This is a genomic window from Chitinophaga solisilvae (assembly GCF_009928525.1).
Lineage (GTDB): Bacteria > Bacteroidota > Bacteroidia > Chitinophagales > Chitinophagaceae > Chitinophaga > Chitinophaga solisilvae.
In genome coordinates this window covers 204,739-223,015 of sequence record NZ_JAABOK010000002.1, presented here as the reverse complement: position 1 = coordinate 223,015, position 18,277 = coordinate 204,739, and the positions used below count along the sequence as shown (strand labels likewise).

General features: G+C 46.2%; 17 protein-coding genes. 2 read left to right on the top strand and 15 right to left on the bottom strand.

Annotation, left to right across the window (positions count from 1 at the left end; translation table 11 throughout):
• Positions 1–12: 12 nt before the first annotated feature.
• The 10 genes from GWG06_RS03725 to GWG06_RS03680 form a co-directional block, all read right to left on the bottom strand.
• The gene (locus GWG06_RS03725) at positions 13–1,110 is read right to left on the bottom strand and encodes an NADH-quinone oxidoreductase subunit G (protein WP_160711447.1); all 1,098 of its coding nucleotides are present in this window, start codon (positions 1,108–1,110) and stop codon (positions 13–15) included.
• Positions 1,111–1,198: 88 nt separating this feature from the next.
• Complete coding sequence (gene nuoF / locus GWG06_RS03720; protein ID WP_127042108.1) at positions 1,199–2,566, bottom strand: NADH-quinone oxidoreductase subunit NuoF; 1,368 nt, start codon at positions 2,564–2,566, stop codon at positions 1,199–1,201.
• 67 nt (positions 2,567–2,633) lie between these two features.
• On the bottom strand, positions 2,634–2,846 hold the full coding sequence (locus GWG06_RS03715) for a hypothetical protein (protein ID WP_127042106.1): 213 nt from the start codon (positions 2,844–2,846) through the stop codon (positions 2,634–2,636).
• Positions 2,846–3,343, bottom strand: coding sequence for an NADH-quinone oxidoreductase subunit NuoE family protein (locus GWG06_RS03710; RefSeq protein WP_127042104.1), 498 nt, complete (start codon positions 3,341–3,343; stop codon positions 2,846–2,848). The genes GWG06_RS03715 and GWG06_RS03710 overlap by 1 nt, the downstream gene beginning before the upstream one ends.
• Positions 3,344–3,371: 28 nt before the next feature.
• Positions 3,372–4,592 carry an NADH-quinone oxidoreductase subunit D gene (locus tag GWG06_RS03705; RefSeq protein WP_127042102.1) on the bottom strand — a complete coding sequence of 407 codons (1,221 nt, stop codon included), beginning with the start codon at positions 4,590–4,592 and terminating at the stop codon, positions 3,372–3,374.
• Positions 4,593–4,603: 11 nt separating this feature from the next.
• Positions 4,604–5,119, bottom strand: coding sequence for an NADH-quinone oxidoreductase subunit C (locus GWG06_RS03700; protein ID WP_127042100.1), 516 nt, complete (start codon positions 5,117–5,119; stop codon positions 4,604–4,606).
• A 44-nt stretch (positions 5,120–5,163) separates the two neighbouring features.
• Positions 5,164–5,727, bottom strand: coding sequence for an NADH-quinone oxidoreductase subunit B (locus tag GWG06_RS03695; protein WP_127042098.1), 564 nt, complete (start codon positions 5,725–5,727; stop codon positions 5,164–5,166).
• A gap of 24 nt (positions 5,728–5,751) precedes the next feature.
• Positions 5,752–6,147 carry an NADH-quinone oxidoreductase subunit A gene (locus GWG06_RS03690; protein WP_127042096.1) on the bottom strand — a complete coding sequence of 132 codons (396 nt, stop codon included), beginning with the start codon at positions 6,145–6,147 and terminating at the stop codon, positions 5,752–5,754.
• Between the two features lie 296 nt (positions 6,148–6,443).
• Positions 6,444–8,174 carry a tetratricopeptide repeat protein gene (locus GWG06_RS03685; protein ID WP_127042094.1) on the bottom strand — a complete coding sequence of 577 codons (1,731 nt, stop codon included), beginning with the start codon at positions 8,172–8,174 and terminating at the stop codon, positions 6,444–6,446.
• A gap of 38 nt (positions 8,175–8,212) precedes the next feature.
• On the bottom strand, positions 8,213–9,121 hold the full coding sequence (locus tag GWG06_RS03680; RefSeq protein WP_158631576.1) for a substrate-binding domain-containing protein: 909 nt from the start codon (positions 9,119–9,121) through the stop codon (positions 8,213–8,215).
• Between the two features lie 565 nt (positions 9,122–9,686).
• Here GWG06_RS03680 and GWG06_RS03675 point away from each other — a divergent pair.
• Together GWG06_RS03675 and hisS are read left to right on the top strand one after the other, a co-directional pair.
• Positions 9,687–10,121 carry a low molecular weight protein-tyrosine-phosphatase gene (locus GWG06_RS03675; RefSeq protein ID WP_127042090.1) on the top strand — a complete coding sequence of 145 codons (435 nt, stop codon included), beginning with the start codon at positions 9,687–9,689 and terminating at the stop codon, positions 10,119–10,121.
• A gap of 24 nt (positions 10,122–10,145) precedes the next feature.
• On the top strand, positions 10,146–11,498 hold the full coding sequence (gene hisS, locus GWG06_RS03670; protein ID WP_160711445.1) for a histidine--tRNA ligase: 1,353 nt from the start codon (positions 10,146–10,148) through the stop codon (positions 11,496–11,498).
• A 145-nt stretch (positions 11,499–11,643) separates the two neighbouring features.
• On the opposite strand, the gene GWG06_RS03665 is transcribed toward hisS, so the two are convergent.
• The 5 genes from GWG06_RS03665 to GWG06_RS03650 all read right to left on the bottom strand — a co-directional run bounded on the left by GWG06_RS03665 (position 11,644) and on the right by GWG06_RS03650 (position 18,264).
• On the bottom strand, positions 11,644–12,129 hold the full coding sequence (locus tag GWG06_RS03665; RefSeq protein ID WP_160711443.1) for a hypothetical protein: 486 nt from the start codon (positions 12,127–12,129) through the stop codon (positions 11,644–11,646).
• Between the two features lie 45 nt (positions 12,130–12,174).
• On the bottom strand, positions 12,175–12,387 hold the full coding sequence (locus tag GWG06_RS30520; protein ID WP_235938118.1) for a hypothetical protein: 213 nt from the start codon (positions 12,385–12,387) through the stop codon (positions 12,175–12,177).
• 51 nt (positions 12,388–12,438) lie between these two features.
• Positions 12,439–13,038, bottom strand: a complete 600-nt coding sequence (locus tag GWG06_RS03660; RefSeq protein ID WP_160711441.1) for a hypothetical protein — start codon at positions 13,036–13,038, stop codon at positions 12,439–12,441.
• A 456-nt stretch (positions 13,039–13,494) separates the two neighbouring features.
• Complete coding sequence (locus GWG06_RS03655) at positions 13,495–13,833, bottom strand: hypothetical protein (RefSeq protein WP_160711439.1); 339 nt, start codon at positions 13,831–13,833, stop codon at positions 13,495–13,497.
• Positions 13,834–18,264 carry a DUF6443 domain-containing protein gene (locus GWG06_RS03650; protein ID WP_160711437.1) on the bottom strand — a complete coding sequence of 1,477 codons (4,431 nt, stop codon included), beginning with the start codon at positions 18,262–18,264 and terminating at the stop codon, positions 13,834–13,836.
• Positions 18,265–18,277: the final 13 nt, after the last annotated feature.

Sequence of the window (18,277 nt, the reverse complement as noted above, 5' to 3'; positions counted from 1 at the left end):
ACGAATTACGAATTACGAATTACGGTGATTAAAGTCATCCGAGTGAGCCGGGCCGTCGATCTTGGACAGATCTATATCCGGTCTGTTCACCTGGCTAGTGGTATGGATATCGAACAGCAGTTTCGGCTGTCTTCCGTCCAGCACTTCTACCAGCGGATCTTTCGGTTTAACGGTATTCACGTAGTGCCCCTGAGAGATAACGCTGTGGCGGTCTATCTTACGGGGTCCTTCGATGATCCAGTCTTTCGCTTCTTTCTTATCAAAGCGGCAGGTATCGCAGATGAAATTTTCCACTTCGCCGTACTGGTCTTTGCGGGCAGTAACGCGGAATACTTCGTCGCCGCGCATCCACAGTACGGTTTTGCCGCAGCATTTGGGATCTTCGCAGTGACGGTGGGCATCAACCGGTTTGAGGAACCAGACGCGGTTTTTGAAGCGGAAAGTTTTATCAGTGAGTGCGCCAACGGGGCATACATCGATGACGTTGCCGATAAAGTTGTTGTCGAGGGATTGGTGGATATAGGTGCTGATTTCAGAAGCGTCGCCGCGGCCGAGAATACCGTGTTCACGTTTCTCTGTGAGCTGGTCGGCAGTGAATACGCAGCGGTAACAAAGGATACAGCGGGTCATGTGCAGCTGTATCTTGTCGCCTATATCTATCTTGTCAAAAGTTCTGCGTTTGAATTCGTAGCGGGTAGCTTCAGCGCCATGTTCGTAGCTGAGGTTCTGCAGGTCGCATTCGCCGGCCTGATCGCAAACAGGGCAATCCAGCGGATGATTGAGCAGCAGGAATTCCACTACGCCTTTGCGGGCTTCCTGTACTTCCGGGGAAGTGATGTTGGCTACTTCCATACCATCCATTACGGTAGTACGGCAGCTGGCCACCAGTTTAGGCATCGGGCGCGGATCGGCATCGGAGCCTTTGGATACTTTTACCAGGCAGGTACGGCATTTACCGCCACTACCCTGTAATTTAGAGTAGTAGCACATTGCCGGCGGCACTATATCCCCTCCTATCTTCCGCGCCGCGTTCAGTATCGTTGTGCCAGGCTCGACCTCCACGGAGATGTTATCGATCTTAACCTTGAATAATTTTTTTTCCTCCGCCATCTTGATATATTTTTTGCGCTGCGGATCTTTCAGCAAGACATCGGGCGCAAAGTTTATAGTTTATAAGTTAATTTCCAGTCTTATATAATTACACAGTTGCTGCCGGCTCCGGTACAGGAATCGGGTCAGCGTAGTGCGCCAGTCCGAAGTTGCGGGTCAGCGCTTCATCCGGGTTCTTCACGTGCCATTCAAATTCATCACGGAAGTGGCGGATAGCCGCTGCTACCGGCCATGCGGCAGCGTCTCCGAGCGGGCAGATAGTGTTACCTTCTATCTTACGCTGGATATCCCACAGCAGGTCAATATCACTCATTTTACCTTTACCGTATTCGATATTGTGCAGTACTTTCTTCATCCAGCCGGTACCTTCGCGGCAGGGGCTGCACTGGCCGCAGCTTTCGTGGTGGTAGAAACGGGCGAAGGTGAGCGTATTGCGTACAATGCACTGGTCTTCGTCCATCACGATAAAGCCACCGGAGCCTAACATGGAGCCGGTTGCGAAACCGCCGTCGTTAAGGCTTTCGTAGGTCATCATGCGGGTTTCGCCTTTAGCTGTTTTCAGCAGCAGGTTAGCCGGCAGTACCGGAACGGAAGATCCGCCGGGGATGCAGGCTTTCAGGCGTTTGCCGTTTTTGATGCCTCCGCAGTATTCGTCAGAATAAATAAATTCTTCTACAGAGATGTTCATTTCGATCTCATAAACGCCGGGTTTGTTGATATTACCGCAGGCAGAGATCAGTTTGGTACCGGTAGATTTACCGATGCCGTATTTGATATATTCATCGCCGCCGATGTTCACGATAGGCACTACGGCTGCGAGGGTTTCCACATTGTTTACCACGGTTGGGCATCCCCAGAGCCCTTTTACTGCCGGGAACGGAGGCTTGATACGTGGGTTGCCGCGTTTACCTTCGAGAGATTCCAGCAGGGCTGTTTCCTCGCCGCAGATATAGGCGCCGGCGCCGCGTTGTACATATATTTCCAGATCAAAGCCGGTGCCCAGGATGTTTTTACCCAGCCAGCCCTTGTTCTTAGCTTCAGCGATGGCCTGTTCCAGAATATCCGGAATCCAGGCGTATTCGCCGCGGATGTAGATATAAGCTGCATTTGCGCCCAGTGTAAAGCTGGAAATCAGCAACCCTTCGATCAGGAGGTGCGGGATAAATTCCATCAGGTAGCGGTCTTTGAACGTACCTGGTTCAGATTCATCCGCATTGCAGACGAGGTAACGGGGAACGCCTTCAGGTTTGGCGATGAAGCTCCATTTCATACCGGTAGGGAAACCCGCACCACCACGGCCTCTGAGACCGCTCTTCTTCACTTCTTCCAGTACGCCTTCCGGGCCCATGCTTTTCAGCGCTTTCTCCGCTGCCGCATATCCGCCGTTGCTCCGGTAAGTATCATAGTACCGGATACCTTCTATATGTGCTTTTTCTAACAGTAATTTGCGTCCCATTTTCTTCCTTATGGTTTAATGGCGGGTAAATAAATACAGCACCATCAACAGATTTGTGATATATCTTTTATGCCTTACGTATCTGATGTTGCGAAATGCGATCGCCGAGTCTGTAAAACAGCAGGCCGGCGCTGATTCCGCAAACAAAGGAGATGTAGCTGTTTTCCACGCGCCAGATTACGGTAAGTAATCCCATCAGCAGCGCGGCTTCGAGCATGGTCAGTGTATGACGCTGGATAAACTCCCTGATACGCATAGCTATATTGTTTTTCTGATGCATCAGTTTGCTTTTGCCCTGCATTCTGCAATGATCTCATCTACCCTTGCCGGTGTCAGGTGTTCCCTGAAGTGTTTGCCCAGCTGCATCATCGGCGCATAGCCGCAGGCGCCGAGGCATTCCACTGTTTTCAGGGTGAACATACCGTCTGGCGTAGTTTCGCCTACACCAATGCCAAGTTTATTCTTTATATAGTCAATGATCTGATCAGAACCGCTCACCATGCACGGACCTGTCTGGCACACCTCGAAGAGGAATTTACCGACCGGTTTCAGGTTGAACATGCTGTAAAAGGTGGCTACTTCGTACACTTCAATAGGTTTCAGTTGCAACAGGGACGCAACATAATCCATAGTGTCTGAGCTAAGCCATCCGTCAAATTCTTCCTGCGCCAGGTGCAGCACCGGTATCAGTGCGCTTTTCTGCTTTCCTTCCGGATAGCGGGCGACGATTTCTTTTACTTTATTCAGTTTCTCTTCAGAAAATTGAATTGCAGCCATTATTTTAATCAGCTTTAATCTTCAAAAATTATGCATCCAGTTCACCTGCAATCAGGTTCAGACTACTCATACACACGATAGCATCACTCAGCATAGCGCCCTTTACCATTTCAGCGTATGCCTGGTAGTAAATGAAGCATGGACGGCGGAAGTGCAGGCGGTAAGGGCTGCGGCCACCATCGCTGATGAGGTAAAAGCCCAGTTCACCGTTCGCACCTTCTACAGCGTTGTACACTTCACCAGGTAAAATATCTGATTCACCCATCACAATTTTGAAGTGATAGATGAGTGCTTCCATTTTCGTATATACATCCTTTTTGTCCGGGAGATAGTAGGCAGGTACATCTGCGTGATACACATCATCAGGCAGGCTTTTCAGCTTTTCCATTGCCTGACGGATGATGCTGATGCTTTCCCACATTTCCGCGTTGCGCACCAGGTAACGGTCGTAGCAATCGCCGGTAGTACCTACGGGCACGCTAAAGTCGAAGTCCTGGTAGGAAGAGTAAGGATTAGCCACGCGCACATCGTAGTCAACGCCGGCGGCTCTTAAATTCGGGCCGGTGAAACCGTAGCTGAGGGCTTTTTCCGCGCTGATGCCGCCAACACCCTGGGTACGTTCCATGAAGATGCGGTTACGTGTCAGCAGGGTTTCAAATTCTTTCAGTACAGCAGGATATTCCGCGAGGAACTTTTCTATTTTCGCGAAGGCGGCAGGGGTGAAATTTCTTTCAAACCCGCCGATACGGCCGATGTTGGTCGTCAGTCGGGAGCCGCAGATTTCTTCGTAGATTTCGTATATGAGTTCGCGGTAGGTCATCAGGTAAACGAAACCTGTTAACGCACCGGTATCCACGCCCATTACCGCGTTACAGATCAGGTGATCTGCAATACGGGCCAGCTCCATGATGATAACGCGGAGATAGTCTACGCGTTTGGGTATTTCGAGGCCCAGGAGTTTTTCTACGGTCATGATCCAGCCCATGTTATTGATGGGGGCAGAACAGTAGTTGAGGCGGTCGGTGAGTGGAGTGATCTGGTAGTAGGGGCGGCGTTCAGCGATTTTCTCAAAAGCGCGGTGTATATACCCTACGGTAGAAACAGCGCTGACGATTCTTTCCCCGTCAATTTCCAGGATATTCTGAAATACGCCGTGTGTGGCCGGGTGGGTAGGCCCCAGGTTCAGCGTGGTGGTGGTCTTTTCGATAGAGCCTTCCGGCAGTTTTATATGTTGTTTCTGATCTGACATATCCTAAGTTGTTAAATGTTACCCCCGCGACCAAACATTTCGTCGTCTTTATCAATACGCATGGCATCTTCCAGCGGGAACTCCTTGCGCATGGGGAAATAGGTCATTTCGTCCACATTCAGGATACGGATCAGGTTGGGATGTCCAACGAAATCGATCCCGAAGAAATCGTATGTTTCACGTTCCATCCAGTTGGCAGATTCGTAGAGGCTGGTGGCGGTAAAGACTTGAGGAGCTGCAACCGGTGCGAATACCTTGAGGCGGAGCCTTACGTTATCCACGAGGTTATGCAGGTGGTATACTACTGCCAGTTCTTCGTTTTTTCTTTCCGGATAGTGCACGGCTGTGATATCTGTCAGAAAACGAAAACGCAATTCCTCATCATCAAACAGGAATTGCATTATTTTCAGGTTATGATCTTTCTGTGCAGTGAAAGTGAGCAGTCCAAACGGCTCTTCAAAGCCGGTGAGCACATCTCCAAACTTCTCCGTCAGGCGTTGCTGTATGCGTTCGTTTGTTAAAGACATTAACAATAAGAGATTTACGAGTTACAATTTACCATTCCCCTTCACTATTTGATACCGTAGGACTCCATCAGTTCCTTATATCTGTCGGAATTACGGCGGCGGAGGCTTTCCTGGCCTACCAGTTCCTGTATTTTCATGAAGCCGTCGATGATACCTTCAGGTCTTGGCGGGCAGCCGGGAACGTATACGTCTACCGGGATAACCTGGTCAATACCCTGTAATACAGAATAGGTATCGAAGATACCGCCGCTGGAGGCGCAGGCGCCAACAGCCATTACCCAACGGGGTTCGGCCATTTGCAGATAAACCTGACGTACGATAGGGCCCATTTTTTTGGAAATGGTACCCATTACCATCAGCAGGTCGCACTGGCGTGGCGTAAATGCCATACGTTCAGCGCCGAAGCGTGCGAGGTCATAGGTAGCCGCCATGGTAGCCATGAACTCAATACCGCAGCAGGAAGTTGCAAATGGCAGGGGCCAGATGGAGTTCTTGCGCGCCAAACCAATCGCCTTATCAAAAGAGGTGGCATAGAATCCTTCACCGGAATATCCCTCCGGGATTTCCACCGTCTTCACTTTATTGTTATATTGAACCGGACGAGCCATTGCTTAAAATTTAAAGTTTTTAGATTAGTCTTCCCATTTGAGGGCGCCCTTCTTGATAATATAGATAAAACCACACAAAAAGAAGCCCACAAACATCAGCACAGCAGTGAACCCTTCCCAGCCCAGCTCTTTAAAATTAACAGCATAGGGGTAAAAAAAGATCACTTCCACGTCAAACAGCACGAAAAGAATAGCTGTCAGAAAGTACTTGATAGCTACCGGCTGACGGGCATTTCCCCGCTGTTCAATTCCGCTTTCAAAGTTAATCAGCTTATCGCTTGTTTTACGCTTGGGTCCCAGGAAGTGGGTGGCGAGCATGGTGATCCCAACAAAACCTAGAGCAGCAATTAATTGCAGTACTATAGGGAAATAGCTAAAAGGAGTAGTCGTTGCTGACAAAAATACAGTGTCTGTATACATAAGCTTCCCGATAAAACATTGTCCGAATGCGCAAAAATACTGTAAGTAAACCAAATATCAAATCTATTAGGATTTAAAATATTATCTTTTTTTGCCAGACGGAAACCTTAGAAACCGGTCTGTTCTACCCTGGTTTATCCTCCTGTTTTCCGGCTTATTGTTGTTTTTACACACTAAATGCCGCGGCAGCGCGGCATCGGGAGGAGCGGGCATTTCAAATAATCAGGAGATTACCGCTCATAAAAAAGCTCCGGGTAAAAAATACCCGGAGCTTTTTTTTATGTATAGCAAGAAAATTATTTCCTGTTCTGCGCTGGTTTGGCAGCAGGCTTAGCAGCCTGTTTTGACATGGAGGCCTGAGCATCCTTGATCTGCTGTACGGTAGAGTTGTTAGGTTCGATAGACAATACCTTATCTATATAGATTTGCAGGTTAGCCTTATCTTCCTTGTTGTAGTAGTAGATCATCAGGTACTGATACGGGAACATTAACAGGCGCGGAGTAATTTTCGCTTTCTCCGGACCGCCGATTTCAAAGAATTTCTGGAAGTAGGGAACTGCCAGGCCTAATTTGGCGTCAGCATCCTTGGCCATGTTGGCACGACCTCTCCAGTATAATCCGAAAGATTCCTGTTCAGGGAATTTGCTGATGAAAGTACCGTAGGTAGAATCGGCAGCATCGTAGTTACGGCCGTACATTTCCATGGTACCTTTCCAGAAATAGTCGGTTACTTTGCCTGTATTTGCTTTCTCGTCAAAATCGTTTACGAGTTTACCGTACCATTCAGCAGCACGTTTGTAATCGCGCAGTTTTTTGAATGACTCTGCTACGCTTCTGTAGGTATCCACATCTTTGGTCGTATCGGAAGAAGCATATCTTTCCAGATACAGGGAAGCCAGAGAGTCATTGATAGCAGCCTGTGCAGAGTCAGCGATTCTTACGCGGCCGTATACTTCACTTAACTGTTTATAATCCAGTGCTTCCAGCTTGCTTTCGCCTACGCTTTTCACGTATTCATCCATCACCTGCTTAGCGTTGAGGGAGTCACCGCTCTGGAGGTATGCATCGCTGACGAGGCGGCTGAATTTGCCTTTGTATACTGCGTCTGCTCCTGGCAGTGCAGCTTTACCCTTGCTTACAGCGTTTGCGTAATCTTTCTTGAAGAAGGAGATAGAGGCAGAATAGTAGTCATTTTTCAGTTTATCTGCCGGATCAGCCACTTTCATGTATTTTTCCAGGTATTCAGCGGCTTTATCCCATGACAGCTGGTCTTTCCTTGGTGTGGTGTAGAACAGGAACAGTTCATGGAAAGCAGGAGCATAGTTAGGATCCATGTTGGTAGCTTTGGTCCAGTCAGCTACAGCTTCCGCTTTCAGGCGGGCGTTGTAGTTAACAAGTCCTTCTTTCATCACGGCTTCTGCATTATTAGGATCCAGTTCCAGTGCTTTTTCGTAGGCAGTAATGGCTTTACCACCGTTTTCACCACCGAGGTAGCGGTAAGCATCGCCCAGTTCGATCTGGTCGGCAGCGGTAGCTGTATATTGTTCTTTCTTTTTACGTCCTTCGTTGTTGAGGAGTTTCTCCATGATAGTCAGGGCGTAACCGCGGTCGCCGCCTTTGATTTCGGAGTTAGCGTCAGCGATAGCGCGTGCTACCTCGCCATCACGACCCTGAGTAGCTGCACTGGCAGCTTCAAATTTGGCTTTTGCAGCAGCAGCATCTCCTTTTATCAGGTCAATGCGTCCCATACCAGCTTGCAGTAATGCAGAGGTTGGAACGGCCTGCAGTCCTTTCTGAAAAGTAGCAGTAGCGCCTGCCACATCTTCCAGTGCGAGCTGAGCTATACCCATGTAGTAATAAGCCTTGTCATCTGTAGGTTTCGCAGCAATTACCTTTTCAAAATTCTGTTTTGCTGACAGATTCTTACCATAATACAGGTCTTTCAATCCATCCTCCACAGATTGAGCCATCACGCTGCCGGAAGCGGCGCACAGCAATGCTACGAGTAAACTTTTCCGTCTGTTCATTTGCAATCTGGTTTTAGTTTTAGTTGTGTGTTTTTTTTCTATTTAAGATTGGCTTCCCTGAAAACCACATTCAACCTGGCTGGGAATAACCGGAACTGCTTGATAACAAGCTGTCCTTCGTAACTGCCCAGGAAGGTTGCAAATCCTGTGCCTAAGCCATGGTATGGCTCTTTCAGGCAGTAGAAGAAGCCCCTTTTCAGCGGATATGTACCAATGCCGATATAGGCCTGATAAGGTAGAACAAAATCCGAACCATAGTCGGCGCGTAATTTTACAACAGTTACCTTATTGGTGAAGGCCATTGCGAGCGAGTCACTTTCATCAGAGATCCAGCTGACGCCGATGACACCGATAGCATCCTTGTTTTTGGATACATAATCGATTACCTCGGGATTGGTTTTGGCGGCCATGGTGCCGGCCGGCAAAGGTTTACCTTTATTGATGGAATCCTGGATGTATCTCACGGTGCTTGAGTTGGCATTATCAAACACCAGTTGCCATTTCCTGTCTTTGTTGGTGCCGTCCATAATCCCGCGGACCTGATCCATGGTGAGGATGGAGTCCGGGTTGCTGTGGTTGACTACCAGGGCGAGGGCGTCCCAGGCCAGCATCAGGCTGTTTGGAACGATCTTGATTTTTTTGAAGTAGTCTCTTTCAGCCGTATTGAAATCGCGTGTCACGATTACCAGACGGGCACTATCGTTTAAAAGATCTTTAAAACATTCTGCTTCCGGTTTATAGGAAGGAATGATATGCGCTTTCGGATACAGTGATTCGAAAACTTTTATTTCTGAATCTATCAGCGGCTTGTAGGTTTCATCCACACTGATGCGGATAGTTCCTTCAGTTGCCGTATCCAGCTTTTTTGCGTTGTTGGGTCCGCAGGCGGACATCAGCATGGCCAGCGCTGCTAAATATACAGCATTGTTCTTAAAACTGAAAAACATATCATTCTCTTTAGTGCCTGTTAAAAAAAAGTTTCCGTATACCATTATACGCTCTGAAAGCGCCGTATAATATTAATACTGCTCCGATGACAGTCATCCATTGTTGAGATAGACGGAACTCTCCCAATCCCAGCTTCTGCGCAAAAATTGCGAAAAGACCAAAGAGAATAAAGAATATGCCTCTGATAAGTTCACCCATTGGCCTGTATTTATTTTCCAGCCGCCTGTTTGTTTGTTCTTCCAGTTTTTCCATGTTGTGAATTACAATTATACAAAAAAATATTTTTTAATCTGGTATCAGGAATTTTAGAAGAATGTTAAAAAAAAGTGCCAAAACCATGTTCCGACCCTCATCAGGGCGCAATTTGAGGCATTTTTTCAACATGTTGCAAATTTTTGATTTAAAAATTCAACATTTTCTGCCGCTTATAATTAAGGAGTCATTTTATTTTATAATTGGCAGTTTTTGCAAAAAATCCCTGCTTTTTACGGATTAAGATGCAAATGGATAAACATTTCCATAATATCTTGTAGGTTTGCGGGCTGATTTACAATTATATTAACAATGAAGATATTGATGGTTTGTCTGGGCAATATCTGCCGTTCACCGCTGGCCGAGGGTATAATGCGACATCTCGCCGCCGGCAGGGGTCTTGACTGGGAAATAGACTCTGCCGGCACCGGTAGCTGGCATATTGGCGATCCGCCCGATCCCCGTTCCGTAAAAGAAGCGCGGAATCAAGGGGTAGATATTGCCGGTCTGCGCGGCCGACAGTTCCAGACAACTGATTTCGACGCATTTGACCGCATATATGTGATGGATAAGAACAATTACAGGGATGTACTGCGCAAAGCCCGTAACGAAGCTGATAAGGCCAAAGTACATTTCCTTTTGCCGGAAGAACAGGAAGTACCGGATCCCTGGTACGATGATGCGTTGTTCGCACCTGTTTACAAATTAATATATGATGCCTGTAAATGCATCACAGACAAAGCATAATAGCAACTTTAATAACTTTTTGAAATGATAAAACCCAGTATACCATCAGGTACCCGCGATTTTGGCCCCGTAGTCGTAAGAAAACGGAATTACATCTTCCAGACCATCCGCAGCACCTTTGAGGTTTACGGCTTCCAGCCGCTGGAAACTCCCGCCATGGAGAACTTATCCACCCTCACCGGCAAATACGGAGAGGAAGGCGATAAACTCATGTTCCGCATATTATCCAACAACGATGATAAACTGGCTGCTGCCAAAGCCGCTGCCAGCAATAAAGAAATGTCGTCCATACTGAGCGACAAAGCCCTCCGGTATGACCTCACCATCCCGTTTGCCCGTTACGTAGTCATGAATCAGCAGGAACTGACCCTGCCCTTCAAGCGCTACCAGATGCAACCCGTATGGCGGGGTGACAGGCCGCAGAAAGGCCGCTACCGCGAGTTCTATCAGTGCGACGCCGACGTGGTGGGCAGTAACTCCCTGCTCAACGAAGTGGAACTGCTCCTGATCTATGATACCGTACTCACCAGACTCGGACTACAGGGATATGAACTGCGCGTCAACAACCGCAAAATATTAAGCGGCCTCGCAGAAGTAATCGGTAAACAGGACCTCCTCACCGACATCACCATCTCCATAGACAAACTCGATAAGATTGGTGCAGAAGGTGTGAGAAAAGAACTGGCAGCCCGTGGCCTGACCGATGCTGACATTACCACCATCGAGCAATTCCTCGCCATCAGCGGTACCAGCGAAGAAAAACTGGCCCAGCTCAAAACACTGCTGGCCGCTTCCGAAACCGCGCAGAAAGGCATCGAAGAGTTGTCTTTCGTCATCAACTCCGGCTACGCCCCATTCAACACCGCACCTATCATAGACGTCACCCTCGCCCGCGGCCTCAACTACTACACCGGCATGATCGTAGAAGTGAAAGCACCAGCCACCGTGAAAATGGGCAGCATCGGCGGAGGCGGCCGCTACGACGACCTCACCGGCATGTTCGGCATGAAAGGCACGTCCGGCGTTGGTATCTCCTTCGGCGTAGACCGTATCTATGACGTACTCGAAGAACTAAAGCTGTTCCCCGAAGCGACGCAGCAATCCACCAAAGTGCTGTTCCTCAACCTCGGTGAAGCCAGCGCACGCGCAGCCTTCAGCTATATGATGCAGCTACGCGCCAGAGGCATCGCCGCAGAACTGTTTCACGAGAGCGCCAAAATGGATAAACAGATGAAATATGCAGATAAAAGAGGCATACCGTATGTAGTAATCCTCGGAGAATCTGAACTGCAGGAAAATCTGCTCAGTGTGAAGAATTTAGTGAGCGGGCAGCAGGAGAAAGTGAGTGCAGCAGCTTTTGCGGAGATGACGTTTTGATTTATAGCTTTTTTATAAATGAGAACTCCCGGTTACTGAGGTAGCCGGGAGTTTTTGGTTATAGTGTTTAATAGAAAGATTATTTTACTAACTCCGTTTTGAAATTTATACTGTTAATAAAAACGGGGGTCTGCCTTAACTGTATCTATAATACTTCATTAACATTAAAATGTTTCATTCTCTCTAAATTATCATTAATTAATGTTATAGAAAAAAAGTCAGTGATCTTATCTTTAATTACATTGACATCAAGAGTTTTTACTGGTTTCGCTTTCAAAAAATACCTAAAATCAGTGTATTCATTTAAGATTACTTTATCAAAGTAGTAAAATCCACGTGATGCCATAAAATATAGATCTTTCAAGTAATTCTCCTTTCCCTTGTCACTAAAGTTACCTATCTTCTGTAAAACATCTTCTTCAAGTATTATATCATTTGATAAAACCGGAAGAGAACGAAAAAAGCTTATCATCTTCTTTAACTTTTCCATATCAGCAGAGACAGACTCTGGGAGCAACCCACCAGCAGAAGCAACTACAGCTATATGACCATAATTATCAAGAAAAAACCAATCAGTATCTATTACATATTCTAAAGCCATTTTCTCATTTATCCTTTTTTCTGAATACATTTTACTCGATTTTAAACATTGCTTTACAATTGTTGCATGGTACTATTATTTCCATTGTACGTGGCACACACACAATTTTAAATACTGATTATTCCCAATTTCCGCTTCTGCTCCGTTGAAATGCTTAATAAAATCAATATAGTCTACCACAGGCGTAAAATAAATTTGTGACAAAAAAGCGGCTAATACATTTGGATCTACAGGAGTATTCTTTTCTAATAACTTAATATATTCTTGCATAACTACATTCCATGCCATTGTCAACCCAAACGGATAATTATAATTTCTCTTATAGCACTGTATTTTTATCTAACGCGATATAATGCTATTAATCACGCTTGCGTGGGCTAAGGTACTTTCAACAAAGTATACCGTTTGTAGAGGAAGTTCTGATTTAAAATTCGTAACAATAACATCACCAGAATTACACCCTCTCCCCATAGATATTTTATCTGTTTTTTTAAATAGTGTCGCAATTTTTAAAGGTCGTTGCCATTCCTGTATTTTAATCCACTTATCAATATAGTAGCGATATGAAATAATATTTGTCCGGCTTCCATTAAAACATATCAGATAATTAACCAATCGCTTGATTTCTCCATTTTTCACGACCTCAATAACAGCCCATTTCTTACCTTTGCAGTTAAAATCAGTGGTGATTTTCTCCAGGAAAAGCAATCTTATAGATTTATAGTTTATACTGTCAATCCCTTCCCATACTCCCGGCATCGATTCCAATCTATTCTGATACAGTTCTCGTTCTTCCCCTGCAATTGTTGACATTGCTTTTTCTTCCAATGCAGACAAACTTACTTTATTCCAGCGTTGAAGTAAATTATCAATACCAGGGTTCTCAATACTATTTAATATACCCAAAAAACTGACACAGAGGCATGTTAGTATTTTCATAAACTTCAATTATTATGGAAATTTAATTTTAAAATCTATCTTATAATCTATTGGCTTTACCTTGGGTGGAATGGGTGCAAATGGCTGTAATCGGGACTTTGCACCTTGCTCTTTCCGTATCCATGAGTCTTTCTGCCGAACTTTGACTTCTTCCCTTGATATTTCCGAGAATGGCTTTGGCAGTCTACCAGCATGGTACTGGACAAAAAACTACTTAAACGAATAGAAGATATTGAAGCCTTACCAGAGGAGGAAAAAGAAAAAATTTATTACTTCATTGATATGGCTATTACTTATAACAAAACTAAAAAAGCGTATTCACGATAAACAGAAAAGCCGCAGGCGTTCGCCTGCGGCTTTTCTGTTTATCATTTTCGGGAATGAATCTTACAAAAACTAACATGAACGAGGTTTTATGCTAATTTACCCTCATAAAATATTGGCCTTACATTAGTATTACTCCATAAGTTTATAACTCCCATCATTCAAAAAATAATCTTCAATATTGTCCATTTTGCGCACTTCTTTAAGTACATCATGTTCAATATAAATATCAAATTCATCCTCCAAATTAATTTGATTGCAAACAGGGCATATATCTGTTTCTAAGATGCCATATACCTTTACGCAGGGCCATCCAGGAACACCAATGTCATTCCCTCCCCACTTTAACTTATCTCCCAACCGATATTGCAACTGCCAGGTATCCCCATATTTGAATTGAATTTTGGCTTCATAAGTATTCTTGCAATTAGGACATTGCACATTTACTATAAGCAAATTATAAGCTCCCATTTAAAAATTTTTAACTGGCAAACCAATTGCCCGCATGAATTTTACCATCTGTTTATCATTCGAAATTATGGTAGCATTGTTATTCGTTGCACCCGCAATAATACTTGCATCGTTTGTTCCAACTTTCCTTCCCATACTTTCTGCTGTTTGCTGTAACGCTTTGACTTGAGAGGAAGACCCTCCTTTTGTACTAACAGTAGCACCTATTTCTTTCATATAACTCCTTAAAGCATCTTTATCTCCTTTAACTAAAAATTCCTTAATTGCTGTAATTGAAACGATTGGTTTGTCATTACCAATGGCAGCCTTTACTGCATCCTTTGAATTTCCTTCAATAGCATGAACTAACGCATTATTATCTAAACTAACTACTGATCTTTCTGCCACTTTAGCAGCACCCATTTCCGCTTTCCCTCCTGGAATTAAGGATACAGCTACCTCAACACCAGACACTACTCTTGATTTATCTTCTGAAAAACCGCTTTCATAACTCTTACCTACTACTAATTCTGCAGCGGGAACCAAGGGGTTCACGTATCTATTTGCCGCCTCTACTCCTTCGTTTATAATTCCTCCCACATATTGCGCTGCAAACTTAAGCGCAGAACCTACTCCTGTCGGTGCAGTCAATGTATATTCCCTGCCAGTAACAAGTCCTACCCGTTTAATAGGATCTCCTGGCCCGCTTGGCTCATCACCTAAAAAGTCATTGTACTTAATGGGATTGTCATAGTTAGATACATACGGAGACCATGCTTCCATGTTCTCGATCTTCGGATCTATCTGATTCCATCTTCCTATCTGCGGATCAAGATTCCTAAACTGCGCATCATATATATCAAGATCCAGATCGCTCGTATATTCTATACCGTTATATTTCTTCCTGTTTTCAGGATAATTCGACCCCTTCAACGCATTCGAACTAATCCCCGCCATCGTCAACCCAAACGGATAATAATGCGTCTCTTCCAGCATCCTCCCTGCATTCTGCACTACTACCAGGTTATCAAAGAACACATCCTGCGGAGTCTCATTGCTGGTGTATACATACAGGAAGCCGCTCTTCGCTACCGTCATCTTCTCTGTGCCTAACTGCTGCAGTTCATCAGGAGTGGCTTTCACCTGTTTCACCCCACTGTTCACTTCTACTAATTTAAACTGATCGTCGAATAAAACAAAATTCAGGTACGCCTTCGGTTTATCTGCCTGTGGCTGGTCCTGGTTTTTCTCCTGTAATTTCCGGTAATCATTGTTGTAGAAGTTGGTATTGAATGGTGTTGTTCCGGTTGCATCTGTAATACCGTGGGCGCTGTTATCAGTACCGGGACTGCTGAAGGCCCGCGCCAGATCGGCAACCATGTCTTCTGCCAGTGGGGATTTATTGTTCTGCTGAGGACTGGTGGATTTATAAAAAGCCTGTGTGTTGATGGAAACAGTATCCCCTGCCATTACGCGGAGTACCAGAGAGGGACCTATTTTCTGACCACCGGATTTTGCGTTGAGCTTAGCTACAAATTCATTAGGTTCGGATGACTGATCTGTCGGGTAGCCTACCGGCTTGTTGAAACGGGTGTTGTCTACATTGCTGAACAATGCATTTTCTACACGTGCAGCAGCGGTTTCCATGGAAGCCCTGTAAATACTGGTATCCTGCTGTTCGGTTAACACCATCCGCACGTTACCCAGGTGATCTTTCACGAAGTAATCATAGAAGTAGGCCACTGGCTGATTCGCCTTCGCAAAGGCACGGATCCGGCCCTCTTCATGCGGAATGAATTGCAACGTATCATTCTGATACACCAGACTACTGATGTAATCTGTTACCGTCACTTTGGGTATCGAAGAAGTACTGTCTGTAACTGTTTTGCGCAACTTGTTGCCGGCAGCATCATACTGATAGACGATAGTACCTTTTCCCCTGATAGCTACCTGCCTGGGCAGATTCAGGTGGTTGTAACTGATCCCGCCTGCTTTGATGTTCTTGTTATCATCCTGCGTGAGGTTGCCGTTGTCGTCGTAATTGTAGTCATTGCTACCCTGACCATTGATTTCTTTAAAATCTCCCAATGCAGAGGAAGGATCATTTGCATTGTCAATTACTCCCTGCAGTTTGTTGCTGTTGGGTAGATAGGTATAACTCAATCTGTCTATATCAGCACTACTGGTACCTTTCCTCCCCTTCTGCGCCATGGCGAGGATGTTACCATTGGCATCATAGGCAGATGTAGCCATAGTCCCATCTCCCATGGTAACGGTAAAATCATAGCCGGCACTGGTGTTCCAGCCACTGTTGTTCTGGGTGAAATCTGCTTTCAGCAGGCGGTTGGCCGCATCGTAGCGGTAGCCATAGGAACGCCACTGCTGGTCGCTTTTACTTCTCCAGGTAATGCCGGAGATGTTGCCGTTGAACTGCGATTGCGTGTAGCCGTAATCGTAATGCAATTCCGTACCGAAGAAATGCCCCTGTCCGCCGGCCTTTGCAAACTCCTTGTTGATCCCTTTCAGCCACCCGCGGATGTTATAATCATAATCCAGTGATTCTATATTACTCAGTGTCTTTGTCTTTAACTGCCCCAGATCATCGTAGCTGTTCTGCACCATGTCCTTTAGCGGGGTGCCATTCAGGGATTTGCGGATACCGGTCACCCTGCCCATCGCATCGTAGTCCGTTACGGTCAGCAGGCTGGTGACAGCCGCCACCTTGCTTTTCGGATTGTTGACGTACTGATAGGTACTAAGCGTCTTTCCGTTAAAATCATACAGCGTGGAAACAACTTCCTTACCGGTATTCATTTTATCGGAGACAAGCTGTATAGTGCGGCCTTTATCATCGTAATAAATACTGGTCGTCAGCCAGATGTCTGTATTCAGCACACGTACCTTATTGCCGGTAACCAGTCCTGTAGTGGCGCTGCTCACCGCGCTTACCGGTTCTGCATACGGATTATTACCTGCCTGCAGCTTCGTAAAATCAGCTGTCACCGCAGGAAGCGCCCCGGTATAATTATACTTGTCGTAAAAAGTATAGGTCAGCGGCGTAAGTTGGGAAGGGTTAATGCCTGGCAGCGCATTGGTGGCGGCAATAGTAGTACTGCCGGCATTGGCCGCAGGCGCCGTAAACACATCGGTAGTTCCGGAAGCACCGGTATCAAAGCCATCTTCCAGATTTACGCTGTTGGTGGCCTTGTATTCCGGGCTGCCATCATGCTGATTGAGATATAAATCTGCAGTTCCGGGAAAAGTATATGCCACCTGCTGTGTGCCGGTGCTGCCGCTCATGCTGGTTTGCAGCGCGTCGCGGGTAACTGCGGAGTTATACAGCGCCGTCATTACCGGTCGGTTCAGGTTATCATAGAAAGTAGCCAGCCATTGCGGTTGCTGCTGCGTCCGGAGATTGGCATCACGGGTAAATACCAGGCGGTCACGCAGGTCATATACCATCTCTGTGGCGTAGCGGGTGCCGGGAACGCTTTTAGTAATCATTCTCCTGCGGCCGTCATACTGATACTGAAAACACAGTTCATCAGCGATCTGCTGGGAAACAACCCAGTTAGACTTGATCAGCTCCACGGCTTTAGGTGGAATCACAAAACGCAGTAGGTTTAAGTCGTCATACACATAATAAGTACAGAGCCAGCCATTATGCCCATCCGCGGAGCCGGACAGGAGTTCCACCTTCTTCAGTATTACCTGCCCTTCTTTATCCTTGAACTCAACTACCCGGTTGCCGGTTTCATCTGCCGTGATATTTTTAAACAGTTGTCCTGCTGCATACACGCCCGATTTAACAGGAATAATACCATTGGCAGGTACCGACCAGATGACAACTGCATCTGCCGTTGTATTAATCTGATAGTCGCTGGAAACGCCGCGTCCTGCGCCGGCCCAGCTGTTACCCGGAGCCATGGTTTTCAACACCCGGTTCAGCGGGGAAGCCTCAAATACCGTTTCTGAGTAAAATATTTTCTCTCCCGGATATTGATTGCCGGCAAAAGTATTCAGTTCGGTAAAAGGCTGCTGTTTGAATTTTCCATCTGCAGCGGAAGAAACATAAGGCAGGTATTTATACCGTTCCCGCCCCAGGCTGTCATAGACTACCGGTGTCACCAGGTCACGCGGTGTACTGCCGCCACTGGCGCCCTTATTCACCGTCTGTATCAGACGACCCAGTCCATCAAAATACTGTGTGGTTTGCTTCACAGCCTTCACATCAGTAGCAGCGGAAACTGCCGCCGGATCGGCTGCAGGCATCGATGGCTCATATATGCGGATGTAGTTTATCTGCGGTGAATTATAGCCTGCAGGCAATGGCACTGCGGTAGCCGCAGGAATGCTACTGCCATCAGGTTTGAGCTGTGCTGAAATATGCAGCGCGGTAAAAGCGCTGAAGGTTAACAGTATACTTTTTTTTATATAGGGATGGATAATCATTCTATGGTAATTA